Here is a 20251-nt window from a genome sequence, read left to right as displayed (position 1 = left end):
TTAATCGCATCGGTACTCGTCGTTAATGTCATAGTGTTAACCCATCATTTTTTCGATTGGCATGACCAGTATTGAACTGGCTCCGAGCTGAGTGAGCTCCTCCATGGTATCCCAGAACAGATCTTCAGTGCTTACCGCGTGGATAGCGACGCGATTGGTATCATCGTTAAGGGGCAGTACGGTTGGGTTTTCAGCGCCGGGTAATAGGGCCACAATTTGATCGAGGGTTTCGGTAGGCGCGTGCAGCAGAATATATTTACTCTCTTTAGCGCGTACAACGCCATTGATACGAGAAAGAATCTTGTTGATCAGCGCTTGTTTGTCAGGGGTTTGCTCTTGAGTCGATTGAATGATGCAGGCCATAGAGCGGTAGATCACCTCAGTTTCGTACAGGCCATTTGCTTCTAAGGTGGCGCCAGTTGATACCAAGTCGCAGATCCCATCAGAAAGGCCTGCGCGAGGGGCAACTTCGACCGAGCCCTTAAGCATACAGTCGCGATAACTTATGCCCTTTTGCTGCATATAACGGCGAAGTAGGTTCGGGTAAGAGGTGGCGATGCGCAGTCCTTCGAGTGAGGTCGCATCTTGATAATTAAATTCATTAGGTACAGCCAGCGATAATCGACAGGCGCCAAAATCGAGTTCTCTTAGCTTGAGGCATTCAGCTGGTTTGCCTAAGGTTTGACGTTCAATCTGTTCCTCTTCAAGCACGTTTTCACCTATGATGCCCAGATCAACCACGCCATCCATCAGAAGGCCAGGGATATCATCATCACGCACCCGCAGCAGATCGATAGGCATATTGTCAGAGTGGGCAATAAGGCGTTGTTCGTTAACGTTAAACTTAACCCCGCAGCTTTTTAATAACTTTTGTGATTCTTTTGATAGTCGGCCAGATTTTTGGATGGCGATACGTAATCTGCTTGACTCTGACATAACTGACTTCCTCTATGGTTGATTCTATAATTTTTTAAAAACTGTTTTAAAACAAAATATTAAGCTAGAAACTAAAAACCCCCGGAATTCCTTCCAGGGGTTTTTGATCTGTCTTGAATCAACCGCCAGAAGGAAATAGTCCTCCGGCAGTAAGCGTCCGAAGGCTACCGCATATGATGGTGATGATGGATAGTGTTCAAACGCTGTGTCATGTTCTTTTCTCGTGTAATCATTTGCTAAAGCGGCGATGCTGTCGCCTAAGTTGTATTTAAACTAATCAAGATTGGATATTTATGCAACCCCTAATTTGCATCATGAGTGATCTTCATCTTCAAGCTGCGTGGGGAAAAGGCGTTGTGCAAAGTCAAAATGGCTTTGGTGGTAGGGAAGTCGCGTTGTCCGTCGTAAAATCGGTTGGGTGGTGAGCCGTAAAGGTAACAAGTTTTGACAGTGAGATAATGCCGACCACTTGTGCTCAGAGATGAAACACGGATAATGCCCACACGATAGCACTGACAACCCTATGATGGATTGAGATTGACGAGCAGCAGATTAACCCAAGAAGTGGCGCGTATTTTCGCTGATGACGGTGTTATAGCCCAAGGCGTTAGCGGCTACAGTTGCCGCCCACAGCAGCAACAGATGGCAGCTTTAGTCAGCCAAGCGATGTCGCGTGCAGACAACTTGGTGGTTGAAGCGGGCACTGGTGTGGGTAAAACCTACGCGTATTTGGTGCCAGCACTGCTCAGTGGTCAGCAAGTTATCATCAGCACCGGCAGTAAAAACCTACAAGAGCAATTGTTCTTTAAAGATATTCCTGCATTGTTGTCGATGCTCGATATTAAACTAAACGTCGCGTTACTCAAAGGCCGCAGCAACTACCTTTGTCAGCTCAATATGGAGCGGCAACTCAACGGTGCAGATGTGATGGACAGCCAAGTCCTTGACGATCTGCTGCGTATCAATCAATGGGCAGGACAGACTCAAGATGGTGATATCGGCGGTCTTCATAGTGTGTCAGAAAACTCAGCAGCCTTGCCTTTGGTGGTCAGTTCAAAAGAGAGTTGTATTGGTAAAGCCTGCGAGCATTATGAATCTTGCTTTACCCGTAAAGCGCGGCAAAAGGCGATGGATGCCAAGGTGATAGTGGTTAATCATCACCTGTTTTTTGCCGACAGCGTGTTGAAAGAGACTGGCTTTGCCGAGCTGTTGCCCGATACCGACGCCGTTATTTTTGATGAGGCACATCTGCTGCCCGATATTGCGGTCACTTACTTTGGTCAGCAGCTGAATATTAAAAGCGTGATTAACCTAATCGAACGCTTTGCCCAGCTTTACCGTGAATCGATGACGGACTCAGCGCAGATAGCGTCGATGACGGCCCGCTGTTACACCTTGATAGAGCAATGGCAAGCTCAAGTCTTTGCTACCGAACAAGTCAATTGGCGCTATCTGCTGGCCGACAAAGCGATAATGACAGCCTCATGGGCGCTGTTACAAGAGCTGACCGCTTATCAAACCCTGTTAATGGGGTACCTTGGCCGTAATGAAGAGTTCGATGATAGCGTCGAGAAACTTAATCAGCAATTAAGTAAATTAGCGGTGTTTTTTCAATGCGATAATCACAACAGTGCCTACAGTATCGAATACGGTTATCGGCATATGACGCTGCGAATATCGCCAATTAATGTGACTAAAGAGTGCCAGGCATTATTTAGGGCTGATACCAGTTGGATTTTCACCTCGGCGACGTTACAAATTAATCGTGATTTAGGCTTATTTACTCAGGCGTTAGGATTAAAAAGCGCGCCAACGGCGATCTTAGACAGTCCATTTGATTATGCGCGCCAAGCGCTATTTTGTGTGCCACGTCATCTTGGCAGCGTCAGTCAACACGACAATGCCACTAAGCAGTTGGTTGATGTGGCGATAAAAGCCATCAATGCCGCTAAAGGTCGCACTTTTATGCTGTTTACTAGCCATCGAATGCTTAATCAGGTGGCCCAAGCGCTGCACGGGCGCGTGCAATATCCTTTATTAGTACAAGGGCAGGCGGGCAAACAAACCTTGCTGAAAAAGTACCGCCAATTGGGTAATGCTGTCTTGTTGGGTACGGGGGCATTTTGGGAGGGGGTTGATGTGCGCGGCAAACTGTTAAGTTGCGTCATTATCGATAAACTGCCGTTTATGTCACCCGATGACACCTTGTATAAGGCGAGAGCCGAGGGGGTCATGCGTGATGGGCTCGATCCCTTTATGAGTTTGTCATTGCCCCAAGCGGTGATCACTTTAAATCAAGGCGTTGGTCGATTGATCCGTGATGAAAAAGATCGCGGCGTGTTGATTTTATGCGATAACCGCATCGTTAATCGCCCCTACGGACAGGCGTTTATCAACTCATTGCCACCTATGCACCGCACCCGGGATCTTGACCAAGCAATTACCTTTTTGCAGCAGATAGATTGAGCCCCAACAGACGGTAACGTTCGCTTTTAAGGCTGACATTGATAGCTGAGTCTTTAAGTGCTTAAGTTAAAATACTTAAGAAAAACGCATAAGTGAAATCGATTAGATGTTCATCTTGTCTTACTGCTATTTGTGCTAATAGCGACTTGGCGGCTCAAATAAACAGAGCATACAGGCTGTTTATTTGAGGATGCGAGTGATTGAGCTTAATGCAGCTTCATTCTGGGGCGCACTACGCGCATCATTTTTTCTGCCATCCATAATGCCAAGGTTTTCGGTATGCCATGGATCGCCTTTTGATGCATACGGTATAGCGAGATATACATAAAGCGAGCGATCTTCCCCTCAACAAACATGCTGTTTTTGGTTAAGTTACCCATCAAGCTACCGACGGTACTGTAACGCGATAGATTGACTAAAGAGCCGTGATCGACATAAACATAGTCTTGCAATGGCAGTTGTTTTATCTCGGCAAGCATATTGTGTTCAACACATTGGGCCATCTGATGTGCCGATTGTGCGCGCGGTGGGACAAAACTGCCATCGGCTTGCTGACATGCACAGCAGTCACCAATCACATAGACGTTATCATCTTGGGTACTTTGCAATGTGCCTTTTACCAGAATTTGGTTGGCGCGGTTAAGGTCGAGCCCCTCAATCTGTTTAATAAACTCGGGGGCCTTAACCCCCGCAGCCCACAACATCAGGTGCGCATCGATGAGCTCATCATCGGCGGTGATAAAACCTTGCGCCGTGGCTTGATTAATACGGGTGTTTTCTCTGATATTAACGCCCAGTGCCGTTAACTCCCGCGCTGCACTGGCGGCAATCCGTTCAGGTAACGCAGGTAAAATACGCGGGCCCGCTTCAATCAAGCTGATGCTCAGTTTATCGGCGGTCATCTTACTTAAACCGTACATTTTGAGTTGCTCGGTGACATGGTATAGCTCTGCCGACAGCTCAACGCCTGTGGCGCCGCCGCCAACAATGGCAATTTTTAGTGCGCCGAGTTCATCCGATTGATGCACCCGAGTAAAGCTGTCTAACAGTGCATTATGGAATCGATTGGCTTGCTGGTGGGAGTCTAAAAAGTAGCAGTGCTCTTGTACCCCTGGGGTGCCAAAATCATTACTGACACTGCCAACAGCGATGACTAATTTATCATAACTGAGCTGCCTGCTGGGGAGTAGGGCTTCCCCATTAGCGTTCATGATCGGGGCAAGCGTAATGCACTGAGCCTTAAGATCGACATGATTGAGTTCGCCTAATTGAAATTGATAACCGTGGCGCACCGCATGGGCCGAATAGACCACACCATCGAGATCGGCATCGAGTGAGCCGGTGGCGACTTCATGGAGTAGCGGCTTCCAAATATGGGTACGGTTTTTATCGATTAAGGTGATCTCCGCTTGGCCTTTTTTCCCCAGTTTATGCCCCAATTGGGTTGCAAGGCCTAGACCTCCAGCGCCGCCACCCACAATAATGATCTTAAGAGGTGGTGTGCTCATACTTGTATCCTGTGTCATGGTGCTGCCGATCCTTGTGGTCAGAATGTCTTATGGGCTGAGTATTTTGGCTATATGGCCTTTATGGTATCGTTTTTCATCAATTTGACCATGAAATAATTTTCAACAAAGTGACTCTTGCCAATTGGCCCAAAATACGAAAGCCTTTTTACGTACCGCAGCTGCGTGATGGTAATGATAGCGATTTATAAGGTGCAGCTTGATGTTATTGACTTATGTTACTTATATCGAGAGGTTAAGATGCGGGAAGGTGAACACAAGTGCGCAAAGCGGCGCAATATCTTGAGTTAGCTTTAGTCTATGCACGCTTTTGGGCTATACCTGATTTGAATTTACGTTATAATCGGCGTCATTCAATATGTTATTGTCACTCGATTACTGGAGCGAGTCTTTTCGCGCTGCGATACTGGTTACCTTAATGAACATCGATTGACGATCAACATGCGCTTTTATTCCTATTTTGGTTAGATTAATGCCTGATAATACAGACAATGCTTCATCTTTGACACTGCTTGCACTAGACACCTGCACCGAATCTTGCTCGGTGGCCTTAAGGTATCAGGGGCAAGTGTATGCCCAGCAGGCCGATGCGCCGCGTGAACACAGCCAAAGGCTATTACCTATGGTCGATAAGGTGCTCAATGATGCCAATATTGGGTTAAGTGATGTTGACTTGATAGCCTATGGCCGCGGCCCAGGCAGTTTTACCGGTATACGCATCTGCACATCAATGACTCAAGGATTAGCGTTAGGCCAAGACTTACCTGTAGTGGGTATTTCAACTTTACAGGCGATGGCGCAGGCGACAATGGATATTCATGGCACGGCGCAAGTCGTGGCTGCCATCGATGCCCGTATGGGTGAAGTCTATTGGGGCGAATTTATTAATCAGTCTGGTGTAGCGACACTGATAGGCCGAGAAAACGTGTGTACTCCTGCTGAAGTCAGCCGTGCTTTAGATTATCAGTACGCGGTGATGGCATGTGGCACCGGCTTTGATGCTTATCCTGAGTTGCTTATCGATGGTATGGTGGTGGCACCAGAGGCCAAGTTTCCAGAAGCTAAATATATGTTGAAACTTGCTGATATCGCCCATGGTGCAGGGCAATCTACAGATGTAGAAGGACTTGAACCGGTTTATTTACGTGATACCGTTACGTGGAAAAAGTTACCCGGCCGTGAGTGATCTGTTTTAAACTTATAGGAGTTGACTTTGAGGTTAACCCTAACAAGTTTACAATGCTAAAAGCTAGGGGCTGTTGTAACGAGTAATACATGAGTCAATATCGATAATCTAATCGTTGTCGTGGCGAACTGCATATATCAAGCGCCACGCTATGAGGTAAGTGAATGCAGATCCAATCAGGTCATGTGCTGCGTAGCAATACATTGCCAAGCGCAACAACCATCAGTGACAGCATTGCGCCGCTCAAGGCGGCACAAGACTTGCCTGCGATTATTGATGTCAAAGCGATTGAGTCTAGCGATCTATTGCGTCAACAAGGCCAGTCAGGCGCCACTGAGGTGGAACTTGACAATGCTGATAATGCAGACAACTCAAGTGTTATGCAACTCGATGCCCGTCTCGATGCCAAGCTCGAATATGAGCAGAACACTCAAGCCAAGCTAGGCGCGATTACAACTTACCTTCACCACGAACATGCCGCCCAGCGAGAAGCGATTTCGCAAATGGTGGGTATCGACACTTATGCTTAAGCGGCTCAGCGTGGGCAGGCTTTGGGTTGATTTTACTTCTTTTGTCTCTATCTGGAGATTAACCGTTTCTGCTGAGCTGAAATCGCTTTTGTCACCTGATGTCTTAGGTTATGTACGCGATTTAAGTTGCTATTGCTTAAATAACAATAGCTTAATTAGTCATACCGTAAATCACAGTTACTACTTGCCTAGGCTGAGTCACTAATGGCGCCGCTCGGTCAATTACCAGCACCTAGTGCAATCTCAATCCCAAGTCGTGGTCAGTTTATCGTCGAACTGTTGCTGGCACTGGTGCTAACGCGTATTCCCTATATCAGCGTGCCATTTAAATGGTTAGAGAGTTATTTTCATGAGATCTCTCATGGCTTAGCGACCTTGATAACGGGCGGCGTCGTTAGCCATATCCAACTGTTTCCTAATGGCGCGGGGCTGTGTTTTAGCCAAGGTGGTTGGCCTGTGGTCATAGGTTTTGCTGGGTATTTTGGTGCAGCCTTATGGGGATTACTGATTTTTAATTTAGCCACGTGGCGGCAGTGGATACGGCTTAGTTTTGCTGTTTTAGGCTTAGCGGTATTGTTGACCATGTTACTGTGGGGGCGCGATCTGCTGACGCTTGGTATTTTGTCGCTATTAGCATTGCTGTTTTTATTACCGCTAAAGTTAAGTCACAGTCCAATATTGACGTTATCACTCAGGGTGATGGCATTGATGGTGATGCTAAATGCTTTGGCCAGTCCAACGGTATTATTTGGCTTAACAGGTCTGGGAGATGCCGCGATGTTGGCACAGCTGACATGGTTGCCAGCGGTGTTTTGGGTGACACTCTGGGTATTGACCAGCCTGCTGATGTTGTGGTTGTGCTGGCGGCGTATCGATGACGCTGCCAAATAACGAATAACTCAATACCAAAATATAACTCGGATCTGTTGACCTTCTCTACGGGGGCGAAGTTAATGACAATTTTGCAAGTCGGCGGTTATGACCTTTAGCCTTAGCCAAAAGAAGTCGCTCCATGTAAGTAGCCTAGCACACAGGCAACAAAGCCAATAAACGCGATCCTGTGAGTTTATTTCAATCCTGTTGTTACGCCGTTACGCACCTGTAGGTTAACCCGTTGAGCATCATTGTTCATACTTGGCAATAACAGCATTGCATTAGAACAAACATCAAGCGCGAAAGATCAACTGATCCTAACTGTTTATTTAGGTATTATTTATTGGCTGAGGCTGATAGGTTTAAGGTTTTATCAGGGAGAATTATAATGAAAAAAATGACATTAATTGCCGCGTTATTAGTGCCATCGCTGTTGGGAACAGTGGCAAATGCACAAACCGAAGTGAATCCACAATTGACCGCAGCTTTAAACAATGACCTACGCCAAGAGGCAAATCTTCAGCGAGATGTATATCGTCATCCCGGTGAAACCCTCACTTTTTTTGGTATTAAACCCACAGATACCGTGATTGAATTGTGGCCTGGTGGCCTGGTGGACGCTGGTATGCAGAGATTTTGGCGCCATATTTAGCCGCCGAAGGACATTATATTGCGGCAAACTTCGACGCCAACCCGCCAGAAGGAGTTAAGTTACCTGACTATCAAATTCGTTTAGGTAAGGCATTAGAGCAGTGGCTTGATGAAAATCGCTCAATGCTTGGTCAAGCTTCATCTTTGGCATTTGCTCCACCACGCCTGACCGAGTTAGGTGAAGATAACAGCGTCGATGCAGTGCTGACTTTTCGTAATCTTCACAACTGGGCGAGTTCAGATCAGTTAGAGAATGTGTTTGACAGTGCTTATCAGGTGCTAAAACCCGGTGGAGTACTGGGCATTGTTGAGCATAGGGCTAAGCCTGGAATGGCGTTAAGCTCAGGTTATATGGTGCAAGATGAGATCATCGATTTGGCGCAGCAATCAGGCTTTACTTTAGTGTCTAGCAGCGAAATTAACGCCAATGCCAAAGACAGCAAAGATCATCCTAAAGGGGTGTGGACCTTACCGCCAAGTCTGAGATTAGGTGAGCTAGATAAGCAAAAATACCTAGCAATAGGCGAAAGCGATCGCATGACGCTCAAATTTATCAAAAAGTAGTAATAAATGCCTGACAAAAAGAGCCTGCTATGGCAATCTTGCGGCGCAGAAAATGAGGTAACGATTCAGTTACCTCATATTCGTTTGGCCGCAAGAGTATGGGGAAGCGACGATAAGCCATTGTTACTGGCGTTGCATGGTTGGTTAGATAATGCCAACAGCTTTGCGCCATTAACCCAGTATCTTGATAACTTTCAAGTGTTGGCCATTGATTGGCCAGGGCACGGTCGCTCACAACATCGACCCGGCGCCTATCCGCTGCATTGGATTGATTATCTTTATGATGTCGATATCTTGCTGGATGCTGTGATGGCGATTAAACCGGTTTATGCGGTGATAGGCCACTCACTCGGCGCCATTGTGACCTCTGCTTATAGTGCTGCATTTGCCGACAAAGTGCCCCACTGGATATTGATTGAAGCAATGGCACCACTATTTGAAGCGCCAGCAAATAGCCGGCGACGTTTGGTTCGCAGTTTTCAAGGTTATCGCCGTTTGTTGACCAGAAAGAGCGCGCCATCGCGCAGTTTTACACTTGAGAGTGCCGTAACGGCACGGCATCGTTTAACCGGACTGGCAACACCTTGGTGTCGACTTATCATCGAACGTAATGTTAATGATGATGAAGCACTGATGCGATGGCGCACCGATCCAAGGCTGACTTTGGACTCGCCGATGCGGCTTAACCTCGAACATCTGACTGGATTAATGCAAGGCCATACTGGCCACGTGTTGCTGATTACTGCTCGTGATGGTTATCAACGCGAGCCAGAAATCGCCCAGCAAGTGCTTGATTGGTACGAGGCAATAACCCATGTAGAACTCGAGGGTGACCATCATCTGCATATGGGGAATGCACAGCAGGTGGCAAAGCATATTTGTGAATTTTTAAGCTGACATGAGTCAGTCGACTGAATAATCATCGGTACGCAAAATTAGTCTAGGATTTTTACTCTATTTATGTGATGATGTTCAAAATTAAAACGCCTGTATGATTTTTGGGTGTTACTTACAATATTGATAAGTCAGTGTTTAGTTTCTGTTTTTTGAAACGATTAGTGATTGATTTCATTCACAATAACTCTGCCTCGGGATTTAGGAGAGATCTAGTGGAACAGCTTTGGACGAAAAATTTACCCGATGATGTACCCGCCATTATTAACGAGAAACAGTACAGTTCGCTAATCGATCTGTTTGAAAGTTCAGTGGCAAAATATGCCGATCAGCCTGCATTTGTGAATATGGGCGCGACACTGACTTACCGCAAACTCGAAGAGCGTAGCCGTGCGTTTGCCGCCTACTTACAAAATGAACTTAAGCTGCAAAAAGGCGATCGCGTTGCCATCATGATGCCAAACTTGTTGCAATATCCTATTGCACTGTTTGGTATTTTGCGTGCCGGGATGGTGGTGGTTAACGTCAATCCACTGTATACCCCTAGGGAATTAAAGCATCAGCTTAATGATTCGGGTGCCAAAGCGATTATCGTCGTCTCTAACTTTGCCAGTACGCTGGAAGAAGTGGTTGAAGATACTCCTGTTGAAAGCGTGATTTTAACTGGGCTTGGCGATCTGCTGAGCGCGCCTAAACGCACCCTAGTGAATTTCGTGGTGAAATATATTAAAAAGATGGTACCTAAGTATCACCTCCCACACGCCATTTCTATGCGCCGTTCGTTATCGAAAGGGCGCCGTATGCAGTATGTTAAGCCCACGCTAAATGCCGATGATGTGGCCTTTTTGCAATATACAGGTGGTACCACAGGGGTGTCTAAAGGTGCGATGCTGACCCATGGCAACATTGTCAGTAATTTATTGCAAGCCGATGCCGCTTACTCCCCTTTACTGGAAAACGGTAAAGAGTTTGTGGTGACGGCATTGCCCTTGTACCACATCTTTGCATTAACGGTTAACTGCTTATTGTTTCTTCATAAAGGGGCCAATAACCTATTGATCACTAACCCTAGAGATATCCCAGCGTTTGTGGCTGAGTTAAAGAAACACCCCTTTACGGCACTGACAGGGGTGAATACGCTGTTTAATGCCTTGGTGAACTCTATGGAGTTTCAGACATTAGATTTCTCTGCACTTAAACTGTCAATTGGCGGTGGTATGGCGGTGCAACGTGCAGTGGCCGATAAGTGGCAGGGGATCACCAAGACAAGATTACTGGAAGGTTATGGATTAACTGAAGCCTCACCTCTGGTGGCTTGCTGCCCTTATAATCTTGAAGGTTATAACGGATCTATTGGTTTTCCTGTAGCCAATACCGATATGCAGGTGCGTGATGATGACGGTAATGTATTGGCACAAGGGGAGACTGGAGAGTTGTTTGCTAAAGGCCCACAAGTCATGAAAGGCTATTGGCAACGTCCAGAAGAAACGGCAAAAGTCATTGATGCCCAAGGCTATTTGGCAACCGGTGACATAGGCTACATGGACGAGCAAGGATTCTTCTTTATTGTTGATCGTAAAAAAGACATGATTTTAGTGTCTGGCTTTAACGTGTTTCCTAATGAAGTCGAAGAGGTAGTTGCATTGCATCCTAAGGTGGTGGAAGTCGCAGCCGTTGGCGTACCGCATGAGGTGAGTGGCGAGTTGGTGAAGATTTTTGTGGTCGCGAACGATAAATCTTTGACCGAAGAGCAGCTAATTAAGCATTGTCGTCATCATTTGACGGGATATAAAGTGCCTAAGCTGGTAGAATTTAGAGATGAGTTACCTAAGAGTAATGTCGGCAAAATTTTGCGCCGCGAATTACGCGATGAGGCCAAATCAGCGTAGTTAAGCTTAGGTATTAGGTATTAGGTATTAGGTATCAGTCATTAGGTATCAACCGTATTAATGTTAACTAAAAGCCGGCGCTTATTGCCGGCTTTTATGTTAATTGCGGTGACATTAAGTGATCGCATGCTGAGTTAATGTCGCTGCGATAAATAGATCCGTGTTTGGGGAGATGAGATTGTTAGCGTTTCAATATGTAGAGGATGATGCAAGCTTAACTGAGCTTGTAGCGCAGTATAGTCAAGCGAGTGTGCTGGTGCTGGATACCGAGTTTGTTCGCACACGCACTTATTATGCGCGTTTAGGCTTGATCCAGGTGTATGACGGTAAATCGTTGGCCTTAATCGATCCATTGGCAGTTAACGATCTCAGCGGCTTTTGGGCGCTGTTTCAGCGCGATGATATTATTACTGTGTTGCACTCTTGCAGTGAAGATCTCGAAGTGTTGGCAAAATATGGCCTATGCCAACCTAAGGTCTTGTTTGACAGCCAAATTGCCGCGGCGTTATGTGGCTTAGGGCATGGTTTAGGTTACGCTAAGTTGGTTGAACATTGCTTAAATGTCACGTTAGATAAAGGTGAGTCTCGCACCGACTGGCTCAAGCGCCCTTTGAGCGAGGCGCAGTTACATTATGCGGCCAATGATGTCGAATACTTGTATCAGTTATACCCGCAACTGGTAAGCAAGCTTGAGGCATCCGGCCGATTGGCTTGGCTTTATGAAGAAGGAGAGCGCATGACGCAAGGGCGCTTGGATGCTCCCGATGGTGAAACGGCTTACCTTAAAGTTAAAAATAGTTTTCAGCTTAACCCTAAACAGCTGGCGTATTTAAAAGTGCTGGCTAAGTGGCGCCTTGAGAAAGCCTTGGCTAAAGATTTAGCTTTGGGTTTTGTCATTAAAGATCATGCATTGATCGCGTTAGCTAAAAAACAGCCTAAAACGACTGCCGATATCTTTAAGATGTCGGAGCTTACTGAGCAAGAAAAGCGGGTGCATGCTAAGGCGATAGTCGCTGTGATGGCCACAGCAGATCTGAATAATCTGCCCAAAGCGATTGATGTGATTGCATTAAAGCCGGGTTATAAGTCGGCCTTTAAACAGCTTAAAAACTGCCTGACAGAGATTGCCGAGCAGCACGATGTACCGATGGAGCTAATTGGTTCAAAGCGTCATATTCATGAATATTTACAGTGGCGCTGGGAAGGGCAAACGGGTGATTTACCACTCTTGTTATGTGGTTGGCGAGCTTCACTCACCCAAGATAAGTTGCAGCAGTTGACCATTTAACGTTAGTAGGCAGTTAGTCTAACATCATGATCTTGTTTGGCTAATTAACAAGTCATCATGACAATTCGCTATAAATAAGCCCTCATTGATGAGGGCTTATTTGTCTTTGTAACCATTTACTGTTTGCCATATTCATTAGCTTAAACAGCGTCATTGGTGAGGTTACGACTATTTTTCAGGCAAGGTCACGTTGAGCTCAAGCACGGATAGATGGTCATCGTTTTGATCTAACTGCACAGTGACTTGGTCTGAGTCAATCTGCACGTATTTACGGATCACTTCGATGATCTCTTGCTTCATCGCAGGAAAATAGTCAGGCACATCACGCTCTCCACGTTGGTGGGCCACGATAATTTGCAGTCGCTCTTTGGCTGTCACTGCTGTGCTCGGTGTTTTCTTGGTTTTAAAATAATCGAGTAAAGACATAATTAGCTACCAAATATCCTTTTTAAGAATCCTTTTTTCTCTTCGGTGACAAAACGCATTGCAACATCTTCACCGAGTAAACGTGCCACACTATCACTATAGGCTTGACCTGCATCACTTTCTTGATCGACGATAACGGGAATACCAGAGTTAGAGGCTTTTAAAACCGCTTGTGATTCAGGAATAACCCCTAAGAGTGGGATGGCTAAAATTTCTTCAACGTCAGCGACGCTAAGCATTTCACCAGTCGCCACTCGAGTAGGTGAATAACGGGTTAACAGTAAAAATTCTTTGACTGGTTCTAGCCCGTCTTCGGCGCGCTTAGATTTACTCTGTAACATACCCAAGATACGGTCCGAATCGCGGACTGAGCTGACTTCTGGATTAGTGGTAACGATCGCGATATCTGCAAAATAAAGTGCCATCATTGCGCCTGTTTCAATGCCGGCAGGAGAATCGCAAATAATGTACTCGAACTCTTTACGCAGCTCGTCGAGCACTCGGCCAACCCCTTCTTTGGTCAGCGCATCTTTATCTCGAGTCTGCGACGCCGGCAAAATATACAAATTGCTGGTGCGCTTATCTTTGATTAAGGTCTGATTTAAATTGGCTTCGCCGTTAATCACGTTGACGAAATCGTAAACAACCCGACGTTCACACCCCATGATGAGATCGAGGTTACGTAGGCCGATATCAAAATCGACAACGACGGTTTTATGTCCTTTTAAGGCCAACCCAGTGGCTATCGCTGCGCTAGAAGTGGTTTTGCCCACTCCGCCTTTACCTGAGGTGACAACAATGATTTGTGCCATGTGCATTTCTATCCTTAATGTGTTGCTATAGCGATAATGCGTCGAGGGTAAGGCTGTCACCTTCGAGCCGAATACAACCGCTTTTTATCGTGGCATGTGCCTGAAGATTTTCGGTTAGCCAATATTGCCCTGCGATGGACACCAGTTCCGCGTCCAGCGTTTGTGCAATAATGACGGCATTTCTGTCACCATTGGCACCCGCCATGGCTTTACCTCTTAGACTACCGTATATGTGTATGCTGCCATCTGCAATCACTTCAGCACCATTACCCACGGCGCCGACAATAATGAGATCGCCATTTTGAGCGTATATCTGCTGTCCTGAGCGAATATTTTGCTTCACTATTTTGGTGGTTCTCGGTAATTGCGGTTGATTGGCGCTTTGTTTGCCAGATTTAATGATGGCCAGTCCAAGGGATTGAGCCTGGTTAGCTATGGCACTGGGAGCCCCTGTGATCCCCACAATGACTAAGTTACGCGACAGCAACAGATCTTTAAGCCCTGCTAATGGATAATTAGCATCTTGAATACTACTTAAGTTTACCACTAGAGGTGCACCGATAAAAAATTGCGGCGCAATCGCTAATTTGTTGTCCAATTCAGCGGCAACTTTATTGAGATCAGCATGATTAATGTGCAGTACTGAAAGCGTAAAAGAAGAGCCTTTTAATTCGAGGCTAGGTTTCTGCATTCCTAATTTTGCTCTTTATAAAATAAACCGGCTAACGCCAGTTAGATATTATTATAATCCTAGGCCACATGGTATAGTGTGCCTCATTTGCTGGCAAGTTGAATCAACAGGAATTTCACTCAATATGATCTGTGCAGTATACAAAAGTCGACTTAAAGCGGACTCTTATCTGTTTGTTGAAAAACGCAATGAATTTGAACGGGTACCTGAGCAATTGATGCAGATGTTTGGTGCACCAGAATTAGTCATGATAGTGCCACTGGATAAGCGTCAACATTTAGGGATTGCCGATATCAATAAGGTAAAGGTTGAACTCAAAGAGAAGGGCTATTATCTTCAGTTACCACCACCACCGATAAACCTACTCGAAGAATATAAAAAAGAGATCGGCTATAGTCGTGACTGATCCATTATGTGGCTCATGATGAAAGGAATGTGCATGTTTGCAAATACATTGTGGGGAAGCCTACTGTTATCCTTAGTAATATCTCTATCTGCTGCAGAAGCTGCCCCATCAGACTTAATGTTTGAGCAATACCTGGATGTGTTGCAACAACAGGCGCTTACTGAAGGGGTCTCTGATGCTACCGTTAGTGCTATTTTTCCGCAAATTAAGTTATTTAAGAAAGCGTCGTTTAATCTAGAGCCCCCGAGTATCCCTTTGACTTTAGAGCAGCATTTAGAACAGGTAACGAGCACATTAATCGAGCAGTCGAGAAGCTTATATCAGGCCAATAAAGCCCAATTTGATCGCTTAGGTGCTCACTATGGTGTGCAGCCTCGATTTGTCATCGCCTTATGGGGATTGACGTCAAAATCGGGGAATGATGTGGGTCATTATCCGATATTAGCTGTCACGGCTTCTAATGCATATCATGGCGATAATGTTGCTGAAAACCGACAAGCATTTATGGATGCGCTTAAAGTGATTGAGCGTAAGCAGATTGATTTCAATGCATTAAAGAGTAACGCCTCAGGAAAAATGGGCTATGCGCATTTTTCTCCTAGCGATTATAACCGTTTTGGCCAAGATGCTGATGATGATGGCATCATCGATGTTTGGCATAATCTCAATGATGCGTTTGCATCGACAGCCTATTATTTACAGCAATTAGGTTGGAATGACCAGCAGACGTGGGGGCGCCAAGTGCAAGTGCCTCAGGCTATTCCACTCGATCTGATTGGCATAGAGACACGCAAGAGCTTTGCGCAGTGGCAGGCATTAGGGGTTAAACGTTTCGATGGTACTAACTTGCCGAACAAACAAGATATGCAAGTATCGCTCATTATGCCTGACGGCATTAAGGGACGGAAATACTTGGTGTATGACAATTATCGTGCGCTAACCCAGTGGAATGCATCTGATTATGACCTGCTGTCTTTGACCTATCTGTCTGAGCGGATCAAGTATCCAGCCATACAATAATAGGACGTTGCTATCAGCCATACCGGGCTAAAATAATGTCAACCCGTCTGCGTGTGCAGGCATTGTATAGAATGAAAAACATGGCGTTTTGGAAAGAAAAAACCTTGGCACAGATGAACAGTGAACAGTGGGAACTGTTGTGTGATGGCTGTGGCAAGTGTTGTTTAAATAAGATTATTGATGATGAGACTGAGGAGTTGTATTACACCAACGTCAGTTGCCAATTGTTGGATGCGCAGCAGTGTCAATGTCGCCACTATGAGCAGCGTTTTGACTTTGTTCCCAGCTGCACTAAAGTGACACTGGATAATATCGCTGAGCTGACTTGGTTACCCGATAGCTGTGCATATCGACGGTTATATCTAGGGCGCAGTTTGCCCAGTTGGCATCCGTTAGTGACGGGCGACAAACAGCAGATGCATGCGCTGGGGATGTCTACCCAAGGTAAAGTGGTTAATGAAACGAAAGTGAAATATTTAGAGGATCATATTGTGTTATGGCCGCTCAAGGATTGCGAGTAACCGTGCCTTCGAATGTAGAACTTATCATATCGAAATTGACACTATCTAATGAATATATAGTGGTAAGATCTTAGTTAAAAGCCACACCATAAAAATGCCCGAGTAGTGATACTCGGGCATTTTTATGGTCGATTAACTAAGAGGCGCTGGCTTAATTACGCGAGTCTTTGGTTTGACTCAAAGCGGGGATGGCAAAAATAATTAAGGCCAGTAAATAGACGCTAAATGCCACAATCATCCATTGTCCCATGGTGACACCAAATAGCTGCCATGGGATATCGGTACACATGCCTGTTGGCATAAATACCGAAGGTAACCATTCATGTAGGGGCATCCATGCCGGAAATTCCGGTAGGAAAGAGCAGGTCGAAAAAGGCGATGGATTCGTCTGCATATCCACCAATTCAATGGCCAGTTTTAAGCCCCATGCGGCGCTAATCCCCCATAATATAATGCTCATTAGACGCACTACACGGTGGCGATAACCTATACAGCCCAATGCAGCAGCAAACAACACGCCAAATAGAGCTAGGCGCTGATAAATGCACATCACACAGGGATCAAGTAACATCACATATTGAAAATATAAGGCACAGCCTTCGAGTGCCGCCGCACTGGCAAATAATATTAACCATGCGGTACGAGATTGAGCAAAACGAGTGAGTGGACTCAAACAATCTTCTCCTATAAAAAAACGCCTCTCACATTGAGAGGCGTTTTTACGACTTTACGAAACAACGTCGCTGAGGTCAATCAACAAATTAATGACCGCTAACAGCACCTTGACTCACTTCGGCTACTGAATGATGGATCAGCATCTGTGAATCATAGAGGTACTGGGTCATATCAGTTAAATACCCGGTTTCAATCGCCAGCACGCCGACCACCGATAACACGATAGTGTAAGGTAGTGCCATCCAGACCATACGGCCATAGGAGAGGCGAATGAGCGGTGCGATGGCAGAGGTCAACAGGAATAAGAACGCAGCTTGACCGTTAGGGGTCGCAACTGACGGTAAATTAGTACCGGTATTAATCGCCACCGCGAGTAGATCAAACTGATCGCGGGTAATTTGACCATCCAATAACGCTGCTTTTACTTCGTTAATGTAGACGGTACCCACAAACACGTTATCACTGACCATCGACAGTAAACCGTTAGCAATGTAGAAGATCACTAATTGGGTGTTACCTTGATAACTTAATGCCCATTGGATCACTGGAGCAAACAGTTGTTGATCGATAATGACACCCACAATAGCGAAGAACACCGCCAGTAACGCCGTGAAAGGTAAGGCTTCTTCAAACGCTTTACCTAAAGCATGTTCGTTAGTGACACCATTAAATGCCGTGGTAATAATGATGACTGATAAGCCAATTAAGCCTACTGATGCCAAATGGAATGCCAAACCAACAATCAACCAAATACCCACTAACGCTTGGATAGCTAGCTTCATTTTGTCGTGTTTAGTCCGACGTGCATCCTCGTATGAAGAGTAATCAGCCAAGATCTTGTGTACCGCTTCTGGTAATTGTTGACCATAGCCGAACACTTTAAACTTCTCAACTAAGAAACAGGTGAGGATACCGGCAACAAACACGGGTACTGTCACTGGTGCCATACGCAGAGCAAACTCACCAAATTGCCAATTGGCTTGGGCTGCGATGATCAGGTTTTGCGGCTCACCCACCATGGTACAAACACCACCTAATGCCGTACCTATACCTGCGTGCATTAATAGGTTGCGTAAAAATCCGCGGAAAGCTTCCAGTTCATCTTCACATAAAGAGTGCCCATCACCATGCTGATCACTGGTGTGATCATGATCATCGGAGAAATTTTTGCCCGACGCGACCTTGTGATAGATCGAGTAGAACCCGACAGCGACGGCAATGATCACTGCAATAACGGTCAATGCATCGAGAAACGCCGATAAAAATGCCGAGGCAATACAAAACATCAAAGAGACGATAATTTTCGAGCGTACCTTAGTGATCATCTTAGTGAAGACAAATAGCAGTAGCTGCTTCATGAAGTAGATACCGGCGACCATAAAGATCAACAGTAATAACACTTCAAGGTTGGCTTCAATTTCATGCAGCACTTGGCTAGGGGAGGTCATACCGATGATCACGGCCTCAATGGCTAATAGCCCCCCAGGTTGTAGCGGGTAACATTTTAATGCCATAGCCAAGGTGAATATGAACTCGACCACCAATAACCAACCCGCCACAAATGGGTTGATATAGAATACGATGGGATTAATCACTAGAAACGATAAAATTGCGATTTTGAACCACTTAGGAGAATTTCCTAAGAAGTTATCAATAAACGCCCGACTCATGGTCACAGGCATGGCACCCTCTCAAATGTTTAATTGTTTTTGATAGAAAAAGATCAAGGAACAGACTGAAGTTCGCCACAGTGTAGCCCAATGATATCTATAAATTAATACTTTTTTGACGCTAAAGTTTAAAAACTAAGATTTAGGACAATAAGTTAGCAAAACGATGCTTGATCGACAGCACGCTTAGTGAATATTTGAGAACTATGTCATTTCTGGGTGAGTAAGTAATGTCGCAGATTAGGTTTCCATTTTTCGTCGCTCTGGTATGATCAGTGCCAAAATTACTCTCATAGATTTGGAATAGTGGCCTGATGACAACTGTCCCCCAAGCACCAGTACCGCCGAAAAACAAAGATATAATTGAAGCGAAAGGGCCCGCAAGCTTTGCCGAAAAATATATTGTACGTTCTATTTGGGAAGGTAAATTCCCTCCAGGATCTATTTTACCCGCAGAGCGCGAGCTGTCTGAACTTATCGGGGTGACCCGTACCACTTTACGCGAAGTATTACAGCGATTGGCTCGTGATGGTTGGTTGACTATTCAACATGGTAAGCCTACTAGGGTTAATGATATCTGGGAAACTTCCGGTTTAAATGTATTAGAGACCATTGCCGAACTTAATCCAGCTGGCGAGCCTGTCTTGTTAGAGCAACTATTGTCGGCTCGTACCAATATCAGCGCTATCTATTTTAAAGGGGCCGTACGTTATAACCCTGATAAAGTGCTAGAAGCGTTAGCGCCATTAGCCACCTTAAAAGATGAAGCAAAAGCCTATATCGAATTCGATTATCAACTGCATCATACCCTAGCTTACCATTCGGGAAATCCACTTTACGTATTGATCCTTAATGGCTTTAAAGGCTTATATAGCCGAGTGGGTAAAGAGTATTTTGCCATCGATAAGGCTCGAGAGTTGGCGCTTGATTTTTATCAGGCACTCGAGGCGTTAGCCAAAGAGCATAATCATAATGATATCCCGGTGTTGATGCGCAGCTACGGTATTAATAGCGGTAAAGTCTGGCAACGGTATAAAAATGATCTCTTGTTACAGGCAGAAAAATCATTGTGATGGCTGTGTGGCTAACCGTATGATTAAGAGGTTTCTCTTGTCAATAAAGTGCTAAATAAATGCAGTGAGTCCATGGCTAAATCAATAAACAACAAACCGCGCTTACATTCGCTGTGAGTCGCGGTTTTTTTGTGGCTGTGTGATGCTTATATCG

General features: G+C 45.5%; 18 protein-coding genes, 1 pseudogene and 1 other annotated feature. Of the genes and pseudogenes, 12 read left to right on the top strand and 7 right to left on the bottom strand.

The window, feature by feature from the left end; translation table 11 throughout:
* Window positions 1-36: 36 nt before the first annotated feature.
* Window positions 37-936: an ATP phosphoribosyltransferase gene (hisG, locus tag DN599_RS13050; protein WP_110458029.1), complete on the bottom strand. Its 900-nt coding sequence runs from the start codon at window positions 934-936 to the stop codon at window positions 37-39.
* Window positions 937-1004: 68 nt separating this feature from the next.
* Window positions 1005-1125, bottom strand: a sequence feature (His leader region).
* A gap of 342 nt (window positions 1126-1467) precedes the next feature.
* Between hisG and DN599_RS13045 the strand changes: the two genes are divergently transcribed.
* Window positions 1468-3402 carry a DNA repair helicase YoaA gene (locus DN599_RS13045; RefSeq protein WP_110458028.1) on the top strand — a complete coding sequence of 645 codons (1935 nt, stop codon included), beginning with the start codon at window positions 1468-1470 and terminating at the stop codon, window positions 3400-3402.
* Between the two features lie 206 nt (window positions 3403-3608).
* On the opposite strand, the gene DN599_RS13040 is transcribed toward DN599_RS13045, so the two are convergent.
* Window positions 3609-4910 (bottom strand): NAD(P)/FAD-dependent oxidoreductase, encoded by a 1302-nt coding sequence (locus DN599_RS13040; RefSeq protein ID WP_110458027.1) that lies wholly within the window; start codon window positions 4908-4910, stop codon window positions 3609-3611.
* Between the two features lie 490 nt (window positions 4911-5400).
* Here DN599_RS13040 and tsaB point away from each other — a divergent pair, with 490 nt between their 5' ends.
* From tsaB to rnd, 7 genes and pseudogenes are all read left to right on the top strand, one after another.
* Window positions 5401-6114 carry a tRNA (adenosine(37)-N6)-threonylcarbamoyltransferase complex dimerization subunit type 1 TsaB gene (tsaB, locus tag DN599_RS13035; protein WP_110458026.1) on the top strand — a complete coding sequence of 238 codons (714 nt, stop codon included), beginning with the start codon at window positions 5401-5403 and terminating at the stop codon, window positions 6112-6114.
* Window positions 6115-6278: 164 nt separating this feature from the next.
* Complete coding sequence (locus tag DN599_RS13030; RefSeq protein ID WP_110458025.1) at window positions 6279-6644, top strand: hypothetical protein; 366 nt, start codon at window positions 6279-6281, stop codon at window positions 6642-6644.
* 204 nt (window positions 6645-6848) lie between these two features.
* Window positions 6849-7535: a M50 family metallopeptidase gene (locus tag DN599_RS13025; RefSeq protein ID WP_110458024.1), complete on the top strand. Its 687-nt coding sequence runs from the start codon at window positions 6849-6851 to the stop codon at window positions 7533-7535.
* 370 nt (window positions 7536-7905) lie between these two features.
* Window positions 7906-8732 (top strand): annotated as a pseudogene (locus tag DN599_RS13020) (class I SAM-dependent methyltransferase).
* 6 nt (window positions 8733-8738) lie between these two features.
* Complete coding sequence (locus DN599_RS13015) at window positions 8739-9629, top strand: alpha/beta fold hydrolase (protein ID WP_110458023.1); 891 nt, start codon at window positions 8739-8741, stop codon at window positions 9627-9629.
* A 212-nt stretch (window positions 9630-9841) separates the two neighbouring features.
* On the top strand, window positions 9842-11515 hold the full coding sequence (gene fadD / locus DN599_RS13010; RefSeq protein ID WP_110458022.1) for a long-chain-fatty-acid--CoA ligase FadD: 1674 nt from the start codon (window positions 9842-9844) through the stop codon (window positions 11513-11515).
* A gap of 178 nt (window positions 11516-11693) precedes the next feature.
* On the top strand, window positions 11694-12803 hold the full coding sequence (gene rnd, locus DN599_RS13005) for a ribonuclease D (protein ID WP_162599210.1): 1110 nt from the start codon (window positions 11694-11696) through the stop codon (window positions 12801-12803).
* Between the two features lie 168 nt (window positions 12804-12971).
* On the opposite strand, the gene minE is transcribed toward rnd, so the two are convergent.
* From minE to minC, 3 genes are read right to left on the bottom strand one after another with little or no spacing between them, the layout of a single operon-like run.
* Window positions 12972-13229: a cell division topological specificity factor MinE gene (minE, locus tag DN599_RS13000; protein ID WP_110458020.1), complete on the bottom strand. Its 258-nt coding sequence runs from the start codon at window positions 13227-13229 to the stop codon at window positions 12972-12974.
* Window positions 13230-13231: 2 nt separating this feature from the next.
* Window positions 13232-14041, bottom strand: coding sequence for a septum site-determining protein MinD (gene minD, locus DN599_RS12995; protein ID WP_110458019.1), 810 nt, complete (start codon window positions 14039-14041; stop codon window positions 13232-13234).
* 25 nt (window positions 14042-14066) lie between these two features.
* A complete protein-coding gene (gene minC, locus DN599_RS12990) occupies window positions 14067-14732 on the bottom strand; it encodes a septum site-determining protein MinC (protein WP_110458018.1) in 666 nt (221 codons plus the stop codon).
* A gap of 124 nt (window positions 14733-14856) precedes the next feature.
* Here minC and DN599_RS12985 point away from each other — a divergent pair, with 124 nt between their 5' ends.
* The 3 genes from DN599_RS12985 (at window position 14857) to DN599_RS12975 (ending at window position 16679) form a co-directional block, all read left to right on the top strand.
* The gene (locus DN599_RS12985; protein ID WP_110458017.1) at window positions 14857-15138 is read left to right on the top strand and encodes a YcgL domain-containing protein; all 282 of its coding nucleotides are present in this window, start codon (window positions 14857-14859) and stop codon (window positions 15136-15138) included.
* Window positions 15139-15171: 33 nt separating this feature from the next.
* Window positions 15172-16158: a lytic murein transglycosylase gene (locus DN599_RS12980; RefSeq protein WP_162599209.1), complete on the top strand. Its 987-nt coding sequence runs from the start codon at window positions 15172-15174 to the stop codon at window positions 16156-16158.
* A gap of 80 nt (window positions 16159-16238) precedes the next feature.
* A complete protein-coding gene (locus tag DN599_RS12975; RefSeq protein WP_110458015.1) occupies window positions 16239-16679 on the top strand; it encodes a YcgN family cysteine cluster protein in 441 nt (146 codons plus the stop codon).
* 151 nt (window positions 16680-16830) lie between these two features.
* On the opposite strand, the gene dsbB is transcribed toward DN599_RS12975, so the two are convergent.
* Together dsbB and nhaB are read right to left on the bottom strand one after the other, a co-directional pair.
* Window positions 16831-17352, bottom strand: coding sequence for a disulfide bond formation protein DsbB (gene dsbB, locus DN599_RS12970; RefSeq protein WP_110458014.1), 522 nt, complete (start codon window positions 17350-17352; stop codon window positions 16831-16833).
* Window positions 17353-17440: 88 nt separating this feature from the next.
* Window positions 17441-19036, bottom strand: coding sequence for a sodium/proton antiporter NhaB (gene nhaB / locus DN599_RS12965; RefSeq protein WP_110458013.1), 1596 nt, complete (start codon window positions 19034-19036; stop codon window positions 17441-17443).
* A 302-nt stretch (window positions 19037-19338) separates the two neighbouring features.
* On the opposite strand from nhaB, the gene fadR reads away from it, so the two are divergent.
* On the top strand, window positions 19339-20097 hold the full coding sequence (gene fadR / locus DN599_RS12960; protein ID WP_110458012.1) for a fatty acid metabolism transcriptional regulator FadR: 759 nt from the start codon (window positions 19339-19341) through the stop codon (window positions 20095-20097).
* Window positions 20098-20251 lie beyond the last annotated feature (154 nt).

It is taken from the genome of Shewanella algidipiscicola, from assembly GCF_900380485.1.
In the GTDB taxonomy this organism is placed as follows: Bacteria; Pseudomonadota; Gammaproteobacteria; order Enterobacterales; family Shewanellaceae; genus Shewanella; species Shewanella algidipiscicola.
This window is presented reverse-complemented; position numbering and strand designations above follow the sequence as displayed.